Origin of the sequence: Oceanicaulis alexandrii DSM 11625 (genome assembly GCF_000420265.1) — a bacterium.
Lineage (GTDB): Bacteria > Pseudomonadota > Alphaproteobacteria > Caulobacterales > Maricaulaceae > Oceanicaulis > Oceanicaulis alexandrii.
Window position 1 is genome coordinate 1239049 of the sequence record NZ_ATUP01000001.1, and the last position, 21314, is coordinate 1260362.

23 protein-coding genes and 1 tRNA gene are annotated in these 21314 nt (G+C 63.0%); 18 read left to right on the forward strand and 6 right to left on the reverse strand.

The features are described from left to right. Window positions 1–22 precede the first annotated feature (22 nt). The 5 genes from G405_RS0106010 (at window position 23) to G405_RS0106030 (ending at window position 4963) form a co-directional block, all read left to right on the forward strand. On the forward strand, window positions 23–1375 hold the full coding sequence (locus G405_RS0106010; RefSeq protein WP_407667929.1) for a circularly permuted type 2 ATP-grasp protein: 1353 nt from the start codon (window positions 23–25) through the stop codon (window positions 1373–1375). Window positions 1376–1379: 4 nt separating this feature from the next. After that, on the forward strand, window positions 1380–2321 hold the full coding sequence (locus G405_RS0106015) for an alpha-E domain-containing protein (protein WP_022700609.1): 942 nt from the start codon (window positions 1380–1382) through the stop codon (window positions 2319–2321). Window positions 2322–2324: 3 nt separating this feature from the next. Further along, the gene (locus tag G405_RS0106020; RefSeq protein WP_022700610.1) at window positions 2325–3125 is read left to right on the forward strand and encodes a transglutaminase family protein; all 801 of its coding nucleotides are present in this window, start codon (window positions 2325–2327) and stop codon (window positions 3123–3125) included. A 37-nt stretch (window positions 3126–3162) separates the two neighbouring features. Continuing rightward, complete coding sequence (locus G405_RS0106025; RefSeq protein ID WP_022700611.1) at window positions 3163–3894, forward strand: proteasome-type protease; 732 nt, start codon at window positions 3163–3165, stop codon at window positions 3892–3894. Between the two features lie 136 nt (window positions 3895–4030). Next, window positions 4031–4963 (forward strand): glutaminase, encoded by a 933-nt coding sequence (locus tag G405_RS0106030; RefSeq protein WP_022700612.1) that lies wholly within the window; start codon window positions 4031–4033, stop codon window positions 4961–4963. 62 nt (window positions 4964–5025) lie between these two features. On the opposite strand, the gene G405_RS0106035 is transcribed toward G405_RS0106030, so the two are convergent. Further along, window positions 5026–5115: transfer RNA gene (locus G405_RS0106035), tRNA-Ser, on the reverse strand. A gap of 293 nt (window positions 5116–5408) precedes the next feature. Between G405_RS0106035 and G405_RS0106040 the strand changes: the two genes are divergently transcribed. The 13 genes from G405_RS0106040 (at window position 5409) to G405_RS0106100 (ending at window position 16278) form a co-directional block, all read left to right on the forward strand. Next, window positions 5409–6044, forward strand: coding sequence for a 50S ribosomal protein L21 (locus G405_RS0106040; RefSeq protein WP_022700613.1), 636 nt, complete (start codon window positions 5409–5411; stop codon window positions 6042–6044). 35 nt (window positions 6045–6079) lie between these two features. Then, window positions 6080–6349, forward strand: a complete 270-nt coding sequence (rpmA, locus tag G405_RS0106045; protein ID WP_022700614.1) for a 50S ribosomal protein L27 — start codon at window positions 6080–6082, stop codon at window positions 6347–6349. Between the two features lie 144 nt (window positions 6350–6493). Next, a complete protein-coding gene (locus tag G405_RS15155) occupies window positions 6494–7081 on the forward strand; it encodes a GNAT family N-acetyltransferase (protein WP_233345996.1) in 588 nt (195 codons plus the stop codon). Between the two features lie 33 nt (window positions 7082–7114). Then, window positions 7115–8176, forward strand: a complete 1062-nt coding sequence (obgE, locus tag G405_RS0106055; RefSeq protein WP_022700616.1) for a GTPase ObgE — start codon at window positions 7115–7117, stop codon at window positions 8174–8176. 14 nt (window positions 8177–8190) lie between these two features. Next, window positions 8191–9318, forward strand: coding sequence for a glutamate 5-kinase (gene proB, locus G405_RS0106060; protein WP_040704945.1), 1128 nt, complete (start codon window positions 8191–8193; stop codon window positions 9316–9318). Next, window positions 9315–9917 (forward strand): nicotinate-nucleotide adenylyltransferase, encoded by a 603-nt coding sequence (locus G405_RS0106065; protein ID WP_022700618.1) that lies wholly within the window; start codon window positions 9315–9317, stop codon window positions 9915–9917. The genes proB and G405_RS0106065 overlap by 4 nt, the downstream gene beginning before the upstream one ends. A gap of 25 nt (window positions 9918–9942) precedes the next feature. Further along, window positions 9943–10944: an L-histidine N(alpha)-methyltransferase gene (gene egtD / locus G405_RS0106070; protein WP_022700619.1), complete on the forward strand. Its 1002-nt coding sequence runs from the start codon at window positions 9943–9945 to the stop codon at window positions 10942–10944. A gap of 45 nt (window positions 10945–10989) precedes the next feature. Then, the gene (rsfS, locus tag G405_RS0106075) at window positions 10990–11379 is read left to right on the forward strand and encodes a ribosome silencing factor (protein ID WP_022700620.1); all 390 of its coding nucleotides are present in this window, start codon (window positions 10990–10992) and stop codon (window positions 11377–11379) included. 24 nt (window positions 11380–11403) lie between these two features. Then, the gene (rlmH, locus tag G405_RS0106080; RefSeq protein ID WP_022700621.1) at window positions 11404–11877 is read left to right on the forward strand and encodes a 23S rRNA (pseudouridine(1915)-N(3))-methyltransferase RlmH; all 474 of its coding nucleotides are present in this window, start codon (window positions 11404–11406) and stop codon (window positions 11875–11877) included. Beyond that, window positions 11877–13133 (forward strand): murein hydrolase activator EnvC family protein, encoded by a 1257-nt coding sequence (locus tag G405_RS16425; protein ID WP_022700622.1) that lies wholly within the window; start codon window positions 11877–11879, stop codon window positions 13131–13133. The genes rlmH and G405_RS16425 overlap by 1 nt, the downstream gene beginning before the upstream one ends. A gap of 33 nt (window positions 13134–13166) precedes the next feature. Next, entirely contained in the window at window positions 13167–14489 is a 1323-nt protein-coding gene (locus G405_RS0106090) for a S41 family peptidase (RefSeq protein ID WP_022700623.1), read from the forward strand. 104 nt (window positions 14490–14593) lie between these two features. Beyond that, the gene (locus tag G405_RS15170) at window positions 14594–15793 is read left to right on the forward strand and encodes a divergent polysaccharide deacetylase family protein (RefSeq protein WP_022700624.1); all 1200 of its coding nucleotides are present in this window, start codon (window positions 14594–14596) and stop codon (window positions 15791–15793) included. Next, entirely contained in the window at window positions 15793–16278 is a 486-nt protein-coding gene (locus G405_RS0106100) for an RNA pyrophosphohydrolase (protein ID WP_407667930.1), read from the forward strand. Before G405_RS15170 ends, G405_RS0106100 begins: the two co-directional genes overlap by 1 nt. Here G405_RS0106100 and G405_RS0106105 read toward each other — a convergent pair. From G405_RS0106105 to atpA, 5 genes are all read right to left on the reverse strand, one after another. Then, on the reverse strand, window positions 16275–16736 hold the full coding sequence (locus G405_RS0106105) for a hypothetical protein (RefSeq protein WP_156861392.1): 462 nt from the start codon (window positions 16734–16736) through the stop codon (window positions 16275–16277). The genes G405_RS0106100 and G405_RS0106105 overlap by 4 nt on opposite strands. Before the next feature lie 79 nt (window positions 16737–16815). After that, window positions 16816–17217 (reverse strand): F0F1 ATP synthase subunit epsilon, encoded by a 402-nt coding sequence (locus G405_RS0106110; RefSeq protein ID WP_022700627.1) that lies wholly within the window; start codon window positions 17215–17217, stop codon window positions 16816–16818. 83 nt (window positions 17218–17300) lie between these two features. Continuing rightward, entirely contained in the window at window positions 17301–18740 is a 1440-nt protein-coding gene (gene atpD, locus G405_RS0106115; RefSeq protein ID WP_022700628.1) for a F0F1 ATP synthase subunit beta, read from the reverse strand. Between the two features lie 69 nt (window positions 18741–18809). Further along, the gene (locus G405_RS0106120; protein ID WP_022700629.1) at window positions 18810–19694 is read right to left on the reverse strand and encodes a F0F1 ATP synthase subunit gamma; all 885 of its coding nucleotides are present in this window, start codon (window positions 19692–19694) and stop codon (window positions 18810–18812) included. Between the two features lie 88 nt (window positions 19695–19782). Next, on the reverse strand, window positions 19783–21312 hold the full coding sequence (gene atpA, locus G405_RS0106125) for a F0F1 ATP synthase subunit alpha (RefSeq protein ID WP_022700630.1): 1530 nt from the start codon (window positions 21310–21312) through the stop codon (window positions 19783–19785). Window positions 21313–21314: the final 2 nt, after the last annotated feature.

The following is a 21314-nucleotide window of genomic DNA, read 5'->3' on the forward strand; positions in this document are numbered from 1 at the left end:
CCGGGAACCTTATGAAGATTACATCAAATGGATGAAGACCCGAAATCTCGATTCACTGAGGGACAAGTCAAAAGAAGCGGACGAGTTTTTTCGAAGAACCGGGATCACATTCAACGTCTACTCCGAAGAAAAGGCGGATGAGCGTCTTATCCCCTTTGATCAAGTGCCCCGGATCATCTCGGCCAAGGAGTGGACGCGGCTCTCAAAAGGCATCGAGCAGCGCGTCATCGCGCTCAACGCCTTTCTTCACGACATTTATCACGATCAGGAGATCCTCAAGGCCGGACGGCTTCCGGAAAGCCTGATCGCCAATAATGAAGCGTTTCTGCCCAAGATGATGGGCGTTGAGCCCGCTGGCGGCGTCTACACTCATATCGTAGGCGTCGACCTGGTCCGGACGGGAAAGGACGAGTTCTACGTCCTGGAAGACAATGCGCGGACGCCCTCCGGCGTCTCCTACATGCTGGAAAACCGGGAAACCATGCTGCACATGTTTCCCGAGTTGTTCTCCAACATCAATGTAGCCTCGATCAGCGATTATCCGCGCAATCTGCGCCGCTCTTTGTCCCGGTGCGCGCCCGCAGCCTGCCAGGGTCAGCCGGTCATCGCCGTCCTCACCCCCGGCATCCACAACTCCGCCTATTACGAACACGCCTTTCTGGCTGACCAGATGGGGGTGGAGCTGGTGGAGGGCCATGATTTGCGGGTGGTCGACGGTCGGGTGACCATGCGCACCACACGCGGTTACACGCCCATCGACGTGATCTATCGCCGGGTCGATGACGAGTTTCTGGATCCGCTGAATTTCAATCCCGACTCCATGCTCGGCGTTCCGGGCATTTTCGACATTTATCGCGCCGGCGGGATCACCATCGCCAACGCGCCCGGCACCGGCATTTCCGATGACAAGGCGCTCTATTCCTACATGCCTGACATCATTGAGTTTTATACAGGCGCGAGCCCCTTGCTCAACAACGTGCCCACCTGGCGCTGCTCAGAACCTGACTCTCTGGCCCATGTCCTCGACAATCTTGAAGAGCTGGTGGTCAAGGAAGTTCACGGCTCGGGCGGATACGGCATGCTGGTCGGGCCAGCGGCGAGCAAGGCTGAAATTGCAGCTTTCAGAGACAAGCTCAAGGCGAACCCTTCAGGCTATATCGCCCAACCGACGCTCGCCTTGTCCACCGTGCCGATCCTGACCGAAGCGGGGCTGGCGCCCCGCCATGTGGATTTGCGCCCCTTTGTGCTGGTCTCGCCGAACGGGGTCGACATCACGCCGGGCGGACTGACGCGCGTGGCCATGCAGGAAGGGTCCCTTGTGGTCAATTCCAGCCAGGGCGGCGGCACAAAAGACACCTGGATACTGGAGGACTAGGCCCATGCTGGGATCGACCGCAAACGGCCTGTTCTGGATGTTTCGCCAGCTTGAACGCAGCGAAAACACCGCTCGACTGATCGAGACCGGATTCCGGATGGCGTTGACCCGGCAGGCGTCCGGGCAGAATGAGTGGGCTTCGGTTGTCCGGACCGCAGGGTGCGAGGCTGCGTTTCAAGACCGTCACAACGCCTTCAACGCTGAAAACGTGATCGATTTCCTGCTGCGTGATCCGGGCAATCCCGGCAGCGTTCTGTCGCTCTTCAAGGCTGCGAGAACCAATGCCCGCTCGGTCCGTACCGCCCTGACGCGCGAAGTCTGGGAAAGCACGAACGAAGCCTGGCTGGCCTTGCAAGAGCTGCTCGCCCAACCAGTGGACATGAGCGAATTGCCCAATGTTCTGGGCGCCATTCGCAAATCGAGCGCGCTGGTCCGCGGCGCCTGGCACGGCACGGCGCTGAGAAACGACGTGTTCCTGTTCGCCCGGCTGGGCACACGCATCGAGCGTGCAGACAACACCGCCCGGATTCTCGACGTGAAATACTTCGTGCTCCTGCCCTCTTCAGCGGCGGTCGGCTCGTCGCTGGACAATGTGCAATGGGAGACCATTCTGCGCTCAGCTTCGGCCGCACGCGCGTTCAACCTGCTCTATGGCGGGGAGACGTCGCCTAGCAAGATCGCCGAGTTTCTGATCTTCAATCAGCAATTGCCGCGCTCACTTTTGTATTGCTGCTGGGACAGCGTGCGCATTCTCGATGATCTGTCGCGCATGTATGGCGAGCCCAACACGGCCCAGAGTCTGGCGCGCCCACTGCTTGAGTCTCTTCAGGCCGAAGAGATCAACTCCATCTTCAAAAGCGGTCTCCACGAGTTCCTGGGCGAGTTCATAAACAAGAACAACGCGATCGGTCGTCAGATTGAAATCGATTTCAGATTTAACGAGTAACCCATGCGATTGAAGATCAATCATACGACGCGATACGAATACAGCCGCCCGGTGCCTTACGCCCTGCAGCAGATTCGACTGACCCCGCATTCAGGGCCGACCCAGACCGTGCTCGACTGGTCTCTGGACCTCGGAGGGGCATCGACAGAAGCGTGTTTTTCAGACCAGCATGGCAATGACGTGCGGCTGCTCAGCGTGGAAAGAAACACGGAATTCGTGGAAATCATCAGCACGGGCGAAGTCGAGACGATCAATACTTCGGGCGTGTTCGGACCACATACCGGCCATGTTCCGCTTTGGTATTACCTCACTCAGACCGAGCGGACCCGCCCCGGTCCGGCCCTGTCGCAACTGATCGCCGACTTCACCCCGTCCGGGACGGACGCGCTGACGCGGTTTCATGACTTGCTGGGCTTTATCGGCGAGCATGTGGCCTATGATACAAGTTCAACGCATGCAGGCACGACCGCCGAAATCGCGGTCAGCACCGGCAGTGGCGTCTGTCAGGACCACGCCCAGATCTTCATCGCCGTCGCCCGAGCGCTGGGCTTCCCGGCGCGATATGTCAGCGGCTATTTGCTGATGACGGATCGCACCCAGCAAGAGGCCAGCCACGCCTGGGCGGAAGTGCATGTGGACGGGCTGGGCTGGGTTGGATTTGACGTCTCCAACCAGATTTCGCCCGATGACAAATATGTTCGCATCGCGACCGGACTGGATTCCATGGAGGCCGCGCCCATCGCCGGTTTCGTCTACGGGGGCAGCGAAGAATTCATGATTGTAAGCGTACAGGTTCAGCAGTAACCCAAGTGAGCAATCTCCTCTCAGGAACCGAATCAACATGACCTATTGCGTGGGTATGCGCATCGATAAGGGCCTTGTTTTCATGTCGGACACCCGCACCAACGCGGGCATCGACAACGTCTCGACGTTCAAGAAGATGTTCGCCTGGTCAACGCCCGGCGAACGGGTCATCGTGATCCAGACAGCGGGCAATCTGGCGACCACGCAAGCCGTCATCAGCCTGCTTGAAGAGCGGATGAAAGCCCCGGCGGATCGCAATCCGGGCATTCTTGAAGTTCCCACCATGTTTCAGGTCGCGAAACTTGTGGGCGACACGCTCAAGGAAGTTGTGGCGGCGCAGTCCGGGCAGGGCCCCGTGGCGGATTCCGCCTTCAGCGCGACAATCATTATCGGCGGTCAGATCGCCGGCTCCGAACCGCGCCTCTTTCTGGTCTACCCGGAAGGCAATTTCATCGAAGCTTCCGATGAGACCCCCTATTTCCAGATTGGCGAAACCAAATACGGCCGCCCGATCCTGCTGCGCGGTTACGAGCCTCAGATGGACTTCACCGACACCGTGAAACTGCTCATGCTGTCGTTTGAATCCACGCTGCGCGCCAATCTCTCCGTCGGCATGCCGCTGGATCTGCTGACCTATGAAGCGGACAGTCTGACCCTGGGTCAGGAACGCCGCATCACCAGCGACGATACATACTTCCAGGCCATCGCAGAAGCCTGGTCGGACTCCATCAAGGCTTCCATCAAGGCCTTGCCCGATTACAAATTCTGACTCCCTTCAGCGGCCGGGTCGGGACAGGCGCACGCTAAACCGGACAGGGCGCGATGATCCCGGCGCCGTGTTGTGAGATCCCTGTCGATCGACTATCGCAAAACCCTCTGGAGCCACGCCGCAAGAGCGATCCCACATGACCCAATCCGATCTTGATCTCGCGTCCATTCTTGAAAAGTGCGCGAGCGAAGCCCGAAAGCAGATCGGCCAGGGTCACGTCGCCGACTACATACCCGCCCTTGAGCGTATAAATCCGCACCAGTTCGGCATGGCGGTGTGCGGCGTCGACGGGACGGAATGGTCCATTGGGGACAGCGACACGCCATTTTCGATCCAGAGCATCTCCAAGGTCTTCACGCTTGCGCTCGCCCTTCAGTCACCCGGCGCGGCGGGGGTCTGGGACCGGGTCGGACGCGAGCCCTCCGGCACGGCGTTCAACTCGCTCTTTCAGCTCGAAGCCGAACAAGGCTTGCCGCGCAATCCCTTCATCAATGCCGGGGCGATCGTGATCACCGATGTGATCACCAGTCATTTCGTCAGCCCCGTACTGCAGATCCTGGGACTGGTCCGCAAATACGCGAACTGCGAGCAGATCTATATCGATGAAGAGGTGGCGCGGTCCGAAGCGGAAAGCGGGCATCGCAATGCGGCGATCGCGCACCTGCTGAAAAGCCAGGGCAATCTGGAAGCGAGCGTCGAGGACGTGCTGGCGGCCTATTATCGCCAATGCTCCATCGCCATGAGCTGCCGCGACGTCGCGCGCGCATTCCTGCCGCTGGCGGCGGGCGGTCAACATCCGCTGACAGGTGAAACCGTGATGCCCGCCCTGCGGGCGAAACGCATCAACTCCCTGCTTCTGACCTGCGGGCTTTATGACGGGGTCGGAAACTTCGCGTTTCGGGTCGGCATTCCGGCCAAATCGGGGGTCGGCGGCGGCATCGCCGCGGTCATCCCCGGCCAGTATGCGATCTGCGTGTGGTCGCCCGAGCTTGATGAGCTGGGCAACTCTCTGGCCGGCACCCGCGCGCTCGAAGTGTTCGCGAGCGAAACCAATCTGTCGGTGTTCTGAAGACCGCGCGCCACTAATAAAGCCCCAACGGGCGACTTATAACTTTTTCGCCACAAGGAAACTGGCGGAGAGAGAGGGATTCGAACCCTCGGAACGCTTGCGCGCTCAACGGTTTTCGAGACCGCCCCGTTCAACCACTCCGGCACCTCTCCGAACTCAGGGATGCGCGGTGTCGCAAAGGCTGGGGGTAAAATCAAGTCTCTTGGGCGCCGGGACCTGAACCCTAAGAGCGCCTGCATGCAGTTTCAGACCCGGCGCAGCGCCTTGCTGCGTTGACTCACGCGCCCTCTTTTGTCTATATCGCGCGCTCTGCTCCCGCACGGACCTGTCCGATGCGGGGCTTTGCTTGTGAAACAACGCTGGCTCGCACCAAGAACCGGCGAAGAAAAAGGGCTCCGGTCTCGCGGCTTTCGCGGATACGGCTCCGAAACAAAGGAACACGATCATGTATGCAGTGATCAAGACCGGCGGTAAGCAATACCGCGTCTCCGAAGGCGACATCCTGCGCGTCGAGAAACTCAGCGCGGAAACCGGCGATGTCGTCGCGTTTGACGAAGTGCTGATGATTGGCGGCGAAGGCGATTCCCTGGTCGGCGCGCCGGCCGTGGACGGCGCCTCGGTGACCGCGAACGTGCTGGACATCCGCAAGGACAAGAAGATCAAGGTCTTCAAGAAGCGCCGCCGTCAGAACTATCGCCGCACCAAGGGCCACCGCCAGTGGATCGCGGTCATCTCGGTTGCAGAGATCCTGAAGCCGGGCACGAAATCCAAGCTGGACGCCAAGCCGGCCAAAGTGGCGGCTGACGAAGCGCCCGCTCCGGCCAAGAAAGCGGCTCCGAAAGCTGAGAAAGCTGCGCCGAAAGCCAAGGCTGCGGCCGCCGCTTCCGACGACCTGACCCAGCTGACCGGTGTGGGTCCGGCCTACGCCACCAAGCTGAACGAAGCCGGCGTGACCAGCTTCGCCCAGATCGCAGCCTGGACCGACGCCGAGATCGAGCGCCTTGATGGCGAGATCTCTGGTCTGAAGACCAAAGCAGAAAAAGGCGACTGGGTCGCTGAAGCCAAAGGATTCGCTGGCTAAGCCACGCGACAACAGAACCTGAGAAGGAGAGCACCATGGCTCACAAAAAGGCAGGCGGTTCGTCACGTAACGGTCGCGACAGTGAAGGCCGGCGCCTCGGCGTCAAGAAATCCGGCGGCCAAGCCGTGATTCCGGGCAACATCATCATCCGCCAGCGCGGCACCAAGTATTATCCGGGCGAGAATGTCGGCATGGGCAAGGATCACACCCTGTTCGCGCTGACCGAAGGTCGCGTGACCTTCCAGAAGAAAAAGCTCAACCGGACCTTCGTGTCCGTTGCTCCGCTCGCGGACGCAGCTGAATAGGGCGACACCGACCTCGTGATCGCCCATCCCGATGAGGGGCGATCCGGGCCGGACGGCCAAGTTTCAAGGGGAGACGGATCGCCGTCTCCCCTTTTTACGTTTGACGTCTCTCCCCGCCCAGCATTCGCGCCCGAGGAGGCCGATATGAGAGACATGCAGCCAGACCCTGAAGAGACGCCCGAGCATGAAGCGGGCGCAGTGAACACACCGGCGGCCTTTGCGGACATCCGCACCGAGCGCCTTGTTCTGCGTCCGCTCAAGATCGAAGACGCCGCCTGGGTCGGCCCCGAAAGCGCCCACCCAGACGTGTGCCGCATGACGAGCCGCATCCCGGCGCAGAACCCGCCTCTGTTCGCGGAGGCGTTCATCCTGATCCTGCGCGCGCGTGAACAGGTCATGGGCGACCTTGTGCGCGCTATCTGCGAAGCTGAAACCGGCAGCGCGGTGGGCGTGATCGGCCTGAACCAGCATGATGCGGGTTGGGAGCTGGGTTATTGGCTGATGCCCGCCGCCTGGGGGCAGGGCTATGCGACGGAAGCGGCGCAGGGAATGTGCGACTGGGCGACCCGACACGCGCTGACGCCGGTCACCGCCGGACACTTTGACGACAATCCGGCGTCGGGCCGGGTGCTGGAAAAAATCGGCTTCGCCTATACCGGCGAGACCTTCGACGCCTTCTCTTTCGGCCGCATGGCCACGGGCCGTGTCCGCCAGATGGAAATGGCGGGCTAGCAGAGCCCTCAAGACAAAGATAAAAAGCAAGCCATGAAGTTCCTTGATCAAGCCAAAGTGTATGTGAAGTCCGGCTGGGGCGGCCCGGGATGCGTGTCATTCCGCCGTGAAGCCTATGTCGAGTTCGGCGGCCCTGACGGCGGCGATGGCGGCGATGGCGGCGATGTATGGGTGGAGGCCGTGGAAGGGCTGAACACCCTGATCGACTATCGCTACCAGCAGCACTTCAAGGCCGAGCGCGGCCTTAACGGCGCCGGGCGCAACCGCACGGGCCGGGGCGGCGAAGACGTCGTTCTGCGCGTGCCGGTGGGCACCCAGGTGTTTGACGAGGACAAGGAGACGCTGCTCGCGGACATGACCGTGCCGGGCCAGCGCGCGCTCCTGGCCAAGGGCGGCATTGGCGGCAAGGGCAACGCCCATTTCAAATCAAGCCGCAACCAGGCCCCGCGCATCTCCCAACCCGGCGAACCGGGCGAGGAGCGCGCCATCTGGCTGCGCCTGAAGCTGATCGCGGACGCCGGCCTTGTGGGTCTGCCCAATGCGGGCAAGTCCACGCTTCTGTCGGTGGCCAGCAAGGCCCACCCCAAGATCGCGTCTTATCCGTTCACCACGCTGCACCCCAATCTGGGCGTGGTGGAGATGGGCACCGGCAATCGCTTTGTGCTGGCTGATATTCCCGGCCTGATCGAAGGCGCCCATGAAGGCGCCGGGATCGGCGACCGCTTCCTGGGCCATATCGAGCGTTGCGCGCTGCTGGTGCACCTGATTGACGCCACCGGCGAAGATCCGATTGGCGCCTATGACACCGTGCGGCACGAGCTGGACGCCTATGGCGCCGGAATCACCGACAAGCGCGAGATCGTGGTGCTCAACAAGCTCGACGCCGCCGATGCGGACACCGTCGCCGAGCTGGACGCCGCCTTCAAGGAGAAGATCGGCGTGACGCCTTACCACCTGTCCGGCGCCACGCGTGAAGGCCTCAAAGAGGTGCTCAAAGCCATCTGGGATGCGGTCCACGCCCGTCGCGAGGAAGAAAAACGCCTCAAGGACGAGGCGGAACGCGAAGCCCGCGGCGAAAGCGGCTGGACGCCTTGAGCCTGAGCGCGCGCATGGCGGCGGCCCGACGGGTCGTCATCAAGGTGGGGTCGGCCCAACTGATCGACCCCGCCAGCCTTGCGCCGCGTGAAGACCGGTTTGACGCGCTGGCCGACGACATCGCCCGCCTGCGCCAGGCGGGTCAGGATGTGGTTCTGGTCAGCTCGGCGGCCGTGGCGCTGGGCCGCCCGCGCCTGGGTCTGAAACCGGGCCAGACCCTGACTTTGGAAGAAAAGCAGGCCGCCGCCGCCGCAGGGCAGGCTTTGCTGATCCAGCATTGGGACCGGGCGTTCGCTCGGCACGGCTTTCCGGCCGCACAAGCCCTGGTCTCGCCTGCCGACATTGAATCGCGCCCGCGCTGGCTGAACGCCCGCAACACGCTTGAAACCTTGCTCAAGCTGGGCGCGGTTCCCGTCATCAATGAGAACGACACCGTCGCCACCGAAGAACTCCGCTTTGGCGATAATGACCGGCTGGCCGCACGGACGGCCCAGCTGGTGGGCGCGCAGCTCTTGATCATCCTGTCGGATGTGGACGGGCTGTATGACCGCGATCCACGAGAGCCGAACGCCGCGCACATCCCAGAAATCACCGCCATTACGCCCGCTATCGAAGCCTTGGCTGGCCCTGCGCGCAGCGAGGGCGCCGGCACGGGGGGCATGGCCAGCAAGATCGCCGCCGCCCGCATCGCCAACGCCGCAGGCTGCGACATGATCATCTGCCGCGGCGATCATCCCTACCCGGTTCAGGCAATTGCGAACGGAGCCCGCGCCAGCTGGTTTCACGCCCATGGCAATCCTGAAAGCGCGCGCCGCGCCTGGATTCTGGGCAGTCTGGCGCGCGAGGGCGCCTTGGTGCTGGATGACGGCGCCGCCGCCGCCATCGCCAAGGGTCGCAGCCTTCTACCCGCCGGCGTCGTGGACGTGCAGGGCCGGTTTGAGCGTGGCGCGGCGGTGCGCCTGGTCACACAGTCTGGGCAGCGTCTTGGCGTCGGCGTGATTGGCTATGACGATCATGAAGCGCGCCAGATCGCGGGTCGCCAGTCTGAAGACATCATCACCATTCTGGGCTATCGCCGCGGGGTGGCTCTGGTCCATGCGACGGACCTTGTCCCTGACCCTGCAGATGGATCGCCAGCGTGAGCCGGGCGCTAAAATCCGAACTGCTGCATGACGGCATGCGCGTCGGGATTTACGGCGGCAGCTTTGATCCCGTTCACAGGGCGCACCGCCATGTGGCGCGCACCGCGCTCAAACGGCTCAATCTGGATCGCGTCTGGTGGATGGTCAGCCCCGGCAATCCCTTAAAGACCCATGCGCCCGCCAGCCTTGAAACACGCGTCACCGCTGTCGAGCAGGCCATGCCCGAGCCCCGACACGTCATATCGACGCTTGAGGCGCGACTGCACACCCGCACCACGATCGACCTGATCACGCAGTTACAAGCGCGGTATCCGCGGGTGCATTTCGTCTGGATCATGGGCGCGGACGGGCTCAGGGACTTTCATCACTGGAAAGACTGGAAGGCCATAGCGCGTCGTATTCCCATCTGCGTGGTCGCCCGCCCGGGCGATGCGATCCGGGCGCGTCTCTCCCCCGCAGCGCGGTTTCTGGCGCCCGCCCGCAAGCATGACAATCAGGCGAAAACTCTGGTCCTAGGTAATGCTCCGGGGTGGACATACTTAACGGAGCCATTACATCCTGAGGCTTCACGCGTCATGCGTGCAAAAGCTTCATCCTGACCCGCAGCCGCCACGCCTAGAGACCATGTCGAACGAGACCCTAGTCGAGGCTGGCGCCTTGGCGTTTTTCAAAGACTTGCAGCCTTCCGCCTCTGATTTTCGCGCGGATGTGCTCGCCGGTCTGCGCAAGCCCCAGAAGGCGATTTCGCCAAAATACTTCTATGACGCGGCGGGATCGGCGATCTTTGACCGGATCACGCAAGCGCCCGAATACTATCCCACCCGCACCGAGCTGGCCTTGCTGGAGCGGATCGGCCCGGAGCTGAACGCGCTCGCCGGTTCCGGTGCAGTGGTTCTGGAGCCCGGCGCGGGGTCCAGCGTCAAGATCCGTCAGCTGCTGGATGCGCTCGACCGTCCTGCAGGCTTCGTCGGCATGGACATATCAGGCGACCATGTCAAAGCCGCCTGCGCCGATATAGCCTCGGACCATCCCGACCTCACGGTCGGCGCCGTCTGTCATGACTTCACCCAGACGCTGGACCTGAGCGCGCTGAGCATCCCCGAGGGGCGACGGATCGTCTTCTTCCCCGGCTCCACGATCGGCAATTTCGAGCTGATTGACGCGCTCCAGCTGCTCAAGACCCTGCGCGACTGGCTAAGGCCCGGCGACGCCCTGCTGATCGGCGTGGATCTGCGCAAGGACCCGGCCGTTCTCGAAGCCGCCTATGACGATGCCGGCGGCGCCACCGCGGATTTCAATTTCAATCTGATCCAGCGCATCAATACCGAGCTGGACGGCGATATAGACCCGTCTGCGCTGGCTTATCGCGCCTTCTGGAATCCGTACCGCTCGCGGGTGGAGATGTATCTTCAGGCTCTGCGAGACTTGCACTTCACTGTGGCCGGAGAGGCTTTCGTGCTGCGTGAACACGAGACCATCCACACGGAAAACTCTCATAAATTCACTGTTGAGACCTTCCAGGACCTTGCGGTCAAAGCCGGCCTTGTCCCCGCTCATGTGTGGACCGAAAACGGCGCCTGCGCCTTCTCCATTCACTGGCTCGAACGTAGCGGCGAAACGTGCTAGAGTGCGGATTGGTCAATTAAGGGAGCAAGGACTCTGTCCACCGAATTGCACAGCCGCCCCCATGGCGACGCTGACAGCGACTCTGGCGAACTCGCCCAGAGCACGCAGGATCTTGAAGCGCTGGTGTTGAACGCGCTGGATGATGACAAGGCTGAAGATGTCGTCGCCATCGATCTCACGGGCAAATCCTCCGTCACTGATGTGATGGTCATCGCCACGGGCCGGTCCAACCGCCATGTGGGCGCGATGGCCGACCATCTGGTCCGCAAACTCAAGGATTCCGGCCATGGCAATGTCGCCATTGAGGGCCTGAAGACGTGCGACTGGGTGTTGATCGACGCAGGCGACGTCATCGTTCACCTGTTCCGCCCCGAAGTACGCAGCTTCTACGATCTGGAAAAGATGTGGTCTGTCTCGCCAGACGGGGCGTCTTAATCTCTCCCAATCTGAGAGCGTCCCATGCGCGTTGAGATTCGTGCGATCGGCCGGATCAAGGCCGGGCCAGAGCGCGAGCTTATGGACCAGTATCTGGACCGCGCCAACGGCGTGGGACGATCTGTCAGTCTGGGTCCGGTCTGTGAGCGCGAGCTTGATCCGCGAACGCTCAAGGACAAGGCCGCAGAAACCCAGGCGCTGATCGCGGATATCCCCGCCAGCGCGCTGGTCTTCGCCCTGGATGAAACCGGCAAACCGATGAGTTCGCTCGATTTCGCGCGCGTGGTGGAAACTGCGCGCGACGATGGCGCGCGCGATCTGGTCTTCCTGATCGGCGGGGCGGACGGCCATGACCGTCCGGCCCTGCCGCACGGCGCCCGCATGCTCAGCTTCGGCAAAGCCACCTGGCCGCACAAGCTGGTCCGGGTGATGCTGGCGGAACAGATCTATCGCGCCGCCTCCGTCCTGGCGGGCGCGCCCTATCATCGGGAAGGGTGATGGCCTCCTCCCTGCTCTTTCTGGCCCTGAGCCTCGCCCTGCAGGCGCAGACCGCGCCTGAACCGGGCGAGGTGGACACGCTTGAGCAAGAAGCGGCCGAGCTGCGCGAGCAGGCCCAGGCGCGCGCTGAAGAGGCTGAAGCGGCGCAGATCGCCATCGCACGCCTGCAGCAACGCCTTGTGGAAGCCGCCGGCCGGGTTGAAACCCGCGAGGCCGAGGTGGAGGCTGCAACCGAGCGCCTACGTGCTCTGGAACGCGAAGAAGCGGACCTGCTGGCCCGTCTGCGGGCCGAGCGGGCCGATCTGGCGCGTGTGCTGGCCGCGCTTCAGCGCATCGAGATGTCAGATCCCCCCGCCCTCGCCGTGACGCCGGACGACGCCGCCTCGGCGGCCCGCGCCGCGGGTCTGCTGGCGCAGATCGCTCCACAACTTGAAGCGCGCGTTCTGGCGGTGCGCGAGCGGCTGGCGGAGCTCGAAGCCCTGCGCCTGCTTTTGCAAGATCAAACCCGCGCGCTGATCCAGGCGCGTGAAGCGCTCGGGGTCACGCGCGAGGAAGTCACCGCCCTGATCGAGGAACGCCGGGCTGCGGAAGCCGCCCTGCGCGCCCAGGCCGACGACTTGTCTCAACGGGCCGCAAGGATTGCGGAGCAGGCAGGCTCATTGCGTGAACTGCTCGCCGACATCCGTCGTTTCGCCGCCGCCGATCCCAGACTGGCCCCGCGCCCCGAGCCCCGTCCCGAACCGGCGCCCGGCATCCCTGTGCCGCGTCTCAGACCGGAACAGACGCCGGCCCTCGCCATGGCCTCTCTGGTGGACGCGCGCCCTGTCTCCGGTCCGCTGGAGACCTTGCGTTTCAGCGATACTCGGGGCCGGTTGAGCCCGCCGGTTCGAGGCGAGCTGACCGTCAGCGCCGGCGATCGCGGCCCGGACGGCGTGCGCCGCGAGGGCGTCTGGTTTGAGACCGCACAACGCGCGCAAGTGACCGCACTTTTTGATGGCGTGGTGGTCTATGCCGGGCCATTTCAGGGGTTTGACGGTGTTTTTATGATCAACACGCCCGATGGCTACACCCTTATTTTAGGCGGTTTGGGTCTTATTTACGCCGTAGAGGGACAGTCTTTATTGGCGGGTGAGCCTGTCGGCGCCATGTCAGACCGTGCAAATCCGCCGCCAATGCTCTATCTGGAGATAAGACGCAGCACTGACGAAGCTGCTGACCCTGAGGATTGGCTTCGGCCCGAATTTCGCAGAGGCTAACACCTCGACCGCCGCGCTCTAAGGAAGACCACCATGCGTCTGCACATTATTGCTTCAGCTGTTCTGTTCGGCATCGGCGCCGCCACCCTGGCCGTGTCCGCCGAAGGCGAAGACACCAACAGCCGCGAAGCCACCTTCCGGCAGCTGGAATTGTTTGGCGATGTGCTGAGCCGGATCGAAGCCGATTATGTGACCGAGCCTGACAAGGCCGAACTGATCGAGAGCGCGATTGACGGCATGATGCAGGCGCTCGACCCGCATTCGAGCTATCTGTCTCCCGACGACTTTCAGGACATGCAGGTCACCACGAGCGGCGAATATGGCGGCGTCGGCATCGAGGTCACCATTCGCGACGACCTGATCACCATCATCTCTCCCATCGCCGAGACGCCGGGCGAACGCGCTGGTCTTGAGCCCAACGATCAGATCATCGCTGTGGACGGCGAGAGCATGATCGGCGCGAGCATGGATGACGCGGTCGAGCGCATGCGCGGCCTGGCCGGTGATCCGGTCGTGCTGACCATCCTGCGCGAAGGGGAAGAGGACCCGTTTGACGTGACGGTCGTCCGTGACCTCATTGAGGTCCGCGCTGCTTACTGGCGGATGGAAGAAGGCGACACGCCCTATCTGCGCATCACCACGTTTAACGAGAACACGACCGCCAACGCCATCGCCGGGCTCAACGATCTGACCGAAGCCTATGGCGGTCCGCTGCCGGGCCTGATCCTGGATCTGCGCTCCAATCCGGGCGGCCTGCTGGATCAGTCGGTGACGGTGTCCTCATTGTTTCTGGATGGCGGCGAAGTGGTCTCCACCCGTGGCCGCGATCCGCGCGACACCCGCCGCTATAACGCCGAGCTGGGCGACATGCTCAACGGCGCGCCGATCGTTGTGCTGATCAATTCAGGCTCCGCCTCGGCCTCTGAAATCGTCACCGGCGCGCTGCAGGACCGTGAGCGCGCGACAATCGTCGGCATGACCAGCTTCGGCAAAGGCTCGATGCAGACCGTGGTGCCTCTGCGTGGCGGCCGTGACGGCGCCTTGCGCCTGACCACCGCGCGCTATTACACGCCGGCGGGTCGCACCATTCAGGCGACCGGCATCGCACCCGACATCGCCATCGCGCCGCGCCGTGTGGAGCAGGAAGAGGTGGAGGGTGTGAACACCTACGCTGAAGCCAGTCTTCGCAACGCACTGGAAAACGAGACCGGCGCCGAGCGTGAAGAGCTGGAAAACGAGCTGTCTCACACCGAAATGCCGCCCGAAGACTGGGAAGCCGGCGAAGATTACCAGCTGTATCGCGCCATCGAGATCCTGAACGCCATGATGAGCCGCGATCAGGCCCAGCTGCAATAATCAACGCAGCCTCAGAGCGGCTTCGTTAACGCTTCTTTACCGCAACCTCACGCAGGGTCGGGGCGAATCGCCCCGTACCGGCGTTGAGCAAGCGGCACGCGCATATGGCCCGACTGCAATCTGATCGCTTTCCTCTCAAAGCCCCGCTCCTGGCGGGGCTCGGGGTTGCGGCTGCGCTGATCGCAGGCGTCGCCGCCCTGACCTGGCTGGCCGGCGGCCCCGCCCCGACCGTCAGCGCCAGCACCGACATCAACGGACAACCCGCCGTTCTGGCGTCTGCCGAAATTGAAGGCGGGCATGGGGATGGTCCTGTCCCCTTCAGCAACGCCCAGACTGAAGACGTCAGCCTGCCAGGCGTGCGAGACACCGCGGACGCCCTGAGCACGCAAGAGTCCGCCAACGCGTCCCGCCCTGCCGAGCCCGTTGCGCCCCCGGCTCCGCTTGAAGGTTTCTATGAGAACGGCCCAGGCGGTCCCCTGCCGGTCATCAGCGCCAGCGGCGTTCGCCCAGATCAGGCCTACGCCATGGATTTTGACGGCGCAGCAGACATTCCCACGGTCTCGATCATCGTGGGCGGGCTGGGCCTGTCTGAAAACCTGACCGCGCGCGCTATCGAGGAGCTGCCCGCCGAGGTGACGCTCAGCTTCGCGCCCTATGCCGACAATCTTCAAACCTGGATCAATCGCGCCCGCGCCGATGGTCATGAAGTGTTGCTCGAACTGCCCATGGAGCCGTTCGACTATCCCAATAACGATCCCGGCCCCCACACGCTGTTGGTGGAGGCGAGCCCCACAGAGAATTCCCGCCGCCTGACCTGGCTCTTGTCTCGCACGGCGGGTTATGTGGGTGTCGCCAATTATCTCGGCGCGCGTCTCGGGGCCGCAGAAGGGCCTCTGACAGAGGTCTTCACAGCGCTGGAAGACCGAGGCCTCAGCATTTTCCATGACGGCGCAGGACGCCGCGCCATCCTGAACCAGGCGGGCCAGCTAGCTCGAGCGCGTCTGACCCTTGCGGACCGGGTGGTGGACTCAGACCCGACCCCGCGCGCCATAGACGGACGCCTTCTGGAGCTTGAAGCGCTCGCCCTGCAAAACGGGACCGCCCTGGGATCAGGCTTCGCCTATCCCGCCACAGTGGACACGGTGGCGGCCTGGGCCGAGGGGCTTGAAGGCCGCGGCTATCAGCTGGCCCCCGCGAGCTTTCTGATGCAGATCCGCAATCCGGTCGAGGCCAGCAGCCCGGCTCCCACCGAAGCCAACGGCGCGGCGACCGAACATGCAGACCCGCACGGGGACACGCACTGATCATGAGCGCCGCTTATCCCGAGCACCGCCCCAATGTGGGCCTCGTCCTGTTCAATGCTGAGGGCAAGGTCTGGCTGGGCAAGCGCTATGGCGCGGACGAGCCCTGGTGCTGGCAATTTCCCCAGGGCGGCATGGATGAGGGCGAGACCGCCGAAGAAGCCGGTTTGCGCGAGCTTTATGAAGAGACGGGGGTCACCACCGACCTCATAGAGCCGCTGGGCAACATCGATGACTGGCTCACCTATGACTTCCCGCCCGAGGTTCTGGCGCAGCGTAAAAAGAACCGATGGCGGGGGCAGAAACAGCGCTGGTTCGCCTATCGCTATCTGGGAACGGACGCCGAGTTTGATCTGAAGGCCGTCCCGCCGCAGGAATTCTCCGAATTTCGCTGGGTTTCGCTCGAAACCACGCCTCAGCTGATCATACCCTGGAAACGGGAAGTCTATGAGCGGGTGGCGGACGCGTTCGCCGCATTCAGCGCCTAGCGCTCCGCCGCCAGTTCCACGACACGCACGGAATTCCCGCGCCGGAACAGACCGAACGAGACGTTGACGGTGTTGTGGACCACAGTGCGGCCCTCGGCCCGCAAGCGCGCCTCTGCCTCTCGCACCACGCGCAGATTGTCGTTCCAGGCGCCCATGACGCAGACCGTCTCGCCATCACGCCGGCCCGTCCAGAGAGACAGGCCCTCGGCGTGAGGCAGGACCAAGGCTTGCTCGGACACCGTGATGTCCCGCCCGTCCACAGGGAAATCAAAGCCCGCCAGCGTCACGCCGATCTCTTCGGCGGCGCCCTCAAGACCCTGAGGGCCCAACGCGGTCTCACACAGCGCGATCATCTGGTTAGACAGTGCATTCGGGTCTGCATCCTGGATCGCCCAGGCCGGCGCGCTGAACGCAGTGAGCGCCAGTGCAGCGAAAGACAGGCAAGCAGAACGCGTCATCATCAGTCCTCTAAAAGAAAAAACCCTGCGCACAGTGTGCACAGGGTTCCCAAAGCCTCTAATGACAAGGCTTCACTCTTTAGTGAGACAGCTCGCTCAGCAGCGCCTGGAACTTCTCGATGCGGGCTTCGGCCTCGTGACGCTCTTCGTCATTGCGCGCCTGGCCCAGATCTTCCCGCGCTTCGGTCAGCGATTTGGAGACGTCCTCGGCATTTACGTCGGCGAGGTCGATCGCTTCTTCGGCCAGAATGGTCAGGCCGTTCGCGGTGACTTCCGCAAAACCGCCGCGGATGAAGGTGCGGGTGACGTCAGACCCGGAATGGACCGCGATCGCGCCGGTGCGGATGGTCGACATGAAGGGCGCGTGGTTCGCCAGCACGCCAAAGTCGCCTTCGGTTCCCGGAACCACGACCATGTCCACCTCGCCCGCGAACACGCGGCGTTCAGGGGACACCAGGTCAAAGTGCAGCTTGTCAGCCATGGGCCGATCCTTGCGTCAAATACGCTCGCCCGAAAGCGAGCTGGTCGCTGGCGCATCCAAGACGACGCGCCAGCTGAACAGTCTTACGCGGCGTCAGCGGCCAGTTTCTCGGCCTTTTTGACGGCGTCTTCGATGGTGCCGACCATGTAGAAGGCCGGTTCCGGCAGGTGATCGTAATCGCCGTCGCACAGGCCTTTGAAGCCTTTGACGGTGTCTTCGATCGGCACCTGGATGCCCGGGGAGCCGGTGAAGACTTCAGCCACGTCGAACGGCTGGGACAGGAAGCGCTCGATCTTACGCGCGCGCGCCACGACCAGCTTGTCCTCTTCAGACAGCTCGTCCATGCCCAGGATGGCGATGATGTCTTGCAGAGCCTTGTAGCGCTGCAGGATTTCCTGCACGCGGCGAGCGGTCTGATAGTGCTCTTCGCCGACGATGCGCGGCTCGAGGATCCGCGAGGTGGAGTCCAGCGGGTCCACAGCCGGGTAGATGCCCTTTTCAGCGATCGAGCGGTTCAGAACCGTGGTCGCGTCCAGGTGGGCGAAGGTGGTGGCCGGAGCCGGGTCAGTCAGGTCATCGGCCGGCACGTACACAGCCTGCACCGAGGTGATGGACCCCTTCTTGGTGGAGGTGATGCGTTCCTGCAGCGCGCCCATGTCGGTGGACAGGGTCGGCTGATAGCCCACGGCGGACGGAATGCGGCCCAGCAGCGCGGACACTTCAGCGCCGGCCTGGGTGAAGCGGAAGATGTTGTCCACGAAGAACAGCACGTCCTTGCCTTCCTCATCGCGGAAATATTCCGCCTGAGCGAGGCCGGACAGCGCCACGCGCGCACGTGCGCCCGGCGGTTCATTCATCTGGCCGAAGACCAGCGCGCAACGCGAGCCTTCTGCAGAGCCGTTGTTTTCCTTCGGATCCACGTTCACGCCGGATTCGATCATCTCGTAATACAGATCGTTGCCTTCGCGGGTCCGCTCGCCGACGCCGGCGAACACGGAATAGCCGCCGAACAGCTTGGCGATGTTGTTGATCAGTTCCTGGATCAGCACCGTCTTGCCGACGCCTGCGCCGCCGAACAGGCCGATCTTGCCGCCCTTGGCGTAGGGGCACAGCAGGTCGACGACCTTGATGCCGGTCGGCAGGATTTCAGCCTCGGTGGACTGCTCTTCAAACGCCGGAGCCGAACGGTGGATCGGCGCCATCATGGCGGCGTCCACAGCGCCGGCTTCGTCGATCGGCTCACCGGTGACGCTCATGATGCGGCCCAGCGTGCCCGGACCAACCGGAACCATGATCGGGGAGCCGGTGTCGGTGACTTCCGAACCGCGCTTCAGACCCTCGGTGGCGTCCATGGCGATCGTACGCACCACGTTCTCGCCCAGATGGGCCGCCACTTCCAGAACCAGCTTCTGGTCACCATTTTTGGTTTCCAGAGCGTTCAGGATTTCCGGAAGACCGCCTTCGAACTCTACGTCCACGACGGCGCCGGTCACCTGCGCGATACGGCCTTTGAGCTTGCTCATCGTCTCAGCCTCTTTTCCAAACCTTGCAAGGCGCCGCGCCCGGTCGCCTGTCGTTTAAACCGTGGTGCGCTACACCGCCTCGGCGCCGGAGATGATCTCGATCAACTCCTTGGTGATTTTCGCCTGGCGGGAGCGGTTGTATTGCAGATTAAGCTTGTCGATCAGCTCGCCGGCGTTGCGGGTCGCAGAATCCATGGCCGCCATCTTGGCGCCCATTTCACCCGCGGCGTTTTCCAGCAGCGCCGAGAGAATGACCGTGTCCACATAACGCGGCAGCAGAACCTCGAGGATGCTTTCCTCGTCGGGCTCATAGCTGTAGATCGCGCCTTTGAGATCAGGACGTTCAACAGTGTCGTCAATGGCGTCACGCGCCGGGATCAGGACCTGAGCGCGGGGCTTCTGGCTGATCACCGAAACGAATTCAGAGCTGATGACTTCACAGACATCAAACTCGCCCGCCTCGAACAGGGTGCGGATCTTGTCGCCGACCATCGCCGCCGTGGAGCCGTCGATCTTCTTCACATCTTTAAGCTCGATGCGATCAACGATCTTGTCGGCGTGCAGGCGCTTGAGGGCTTCATAGCCCTTCTTGCCGACGGTCAGGACCTTGACCGTCTTGCCTGCGCTGATCAGCGCCGAAATGCGCTCACGCGCCAGGCGCGCAATATTGGTGTTGAAGCCGCCGCACAGGCCGCGGTCCGCCGAGGCGACGACGAGCAGATGGACATCGTCCTTGCCCGTGCCGACCAGCAGACGCGGCGCGTCCGGGCCTTCCATGGCCGATGACAGATTGGCCATCACCGCCGCCATACGCTCGGCGTACGGACGTGCAGCTTCCGCCGCCTCCTGCGCCTTGCGCAGCTTGGCCGCGGCGACCATTTGCATCGCCTTGGTGATCTTCTTGGTCGATTCGACCGAGTTGATCCGGTTTTTCAGCTCTTTAAGGCTGGCCATTATTCGTCCTCAGCCCAAACGCGTGGTCCTGACAGATTAAACCTTCCAGGACGTGGGACAGGTTGGGCGCGCCGAAGCGCGCCCGCCCTTATGCGAAGTTCGCCGTGAAAGTCTGCAGCGTCGCTTTCAGCGCCGCTTCGGACTCGTCAGACAGCTTTTTGGTGTCGCGGATCGCCGCCAGAAGATCGGCTTTCTCTGCGTGCAGGTGACGCAGCAGCTCTTCTTCATAACGACCGATCGCGGACACTTTGATCTTGTCCAGATAACCGCGGGTGCCGGCGTACATGACGCAGGCCTGCTCTTCCATGGACAGCGGGCTGAACTGAGGCTGCTTGAGCAGCTCGGTCAGGCGCGCGCCGCGGGCGAGCAGTTGCTGGGTGGCCGCGTCCAGGTCGGAACCGAACTGGGCGAAGGCCGCCATTTCGCGATACTGAGCGAGTTCGCCCTTGATCTTGCCGGCCGCGACCTTGGTGGCCTTGGTCTGAGCGGCGGAGCCCACGCGGGACACCGACAGACCCACGTTCACAGCCGGGCGGATGCCCTGGTAGAACAGGTCGGTTTCCAGGAAGATCTGACCGTCGGTGATCGAGATCACGTTGGTCGGAATGTAGGCGGACACGTCATTGGCCTGGGTTTCGATGATCGGCAGAGCCGTCAGCGAGCCGGAGCCATGGTTTTCGTTGAGCTTCGCCGCGCGCTCCAGCAGACGGGAGTGCAGGTAGAACACGTCGCCCGGATACGCTTCGCGGCCCGGCGGGCGGCGCAGCAGCAGCGACATCTGGCGGTACGCTACAGCCTGCTTGGACAGGTCATCATAGATGATCAGGCCGTGCATGCCGTTATCGCGGAAATATTCGCCCATGGCGCAGCCGGTGAACGGCGCCAGGAACTGCATCGGCGCCGGGTCGGACGCGGTCGCGGCCACCACGATGGAGTATTCCATCGCGCCGTTTTCCTCGAGCGTCTTGACAACCTGGGCCACGGTGGAGCGCTTCTGGCCGACCACGACATAGACGCAGTACAGCTTCTGGCTCTCGTCATCACCCTGGTTCAGTTGTTTCTGGTTCAGGATGGTGTCGATGGCGATGGCGGTCTTGCCGGTCTGGCGGTCGCCGATGATCAGTTCGCGCTGGCCGCGGCCGACGGGGATCATGGAGTCGATCGCCTTGATGCCGGTGGCCATCGGTTCGTGAACCGATTTACGCGGCAGGATGCCCGGCGCTTTCACGTCGACGATGCGACGCTCGGCGGCGTCGATCGGGCCCTTGCCGTCAATCGGCTCGCCCAGCGCGTTCACGACGCGGCCCAGAAGGCCTTTGCCGACCGGGGTGTCCACGATGGAGCCCAGACGCTTGACGGTGTCGCCTTCCTTGATGCCCCGGTCGTCGCCGAAGATCACGCAGCCGACATTATCGCGCTCGAGGTTCAGGGCCATGCCCTTCACGCCGCCCGGGAACTCCACGAGTTCGCCGGCTTGCACTTCGTCAAGACCGTAAACACGAGCGATGCCGTCGCCCACGCTCAGCACCTGACCAACGTCGGAAACGTTAGCCTCTGCGCCGAAGTTCTTGATCTGCTCTTTCAGGATCGCGGAGATTTCCGCCGCCCGGATATCCATGG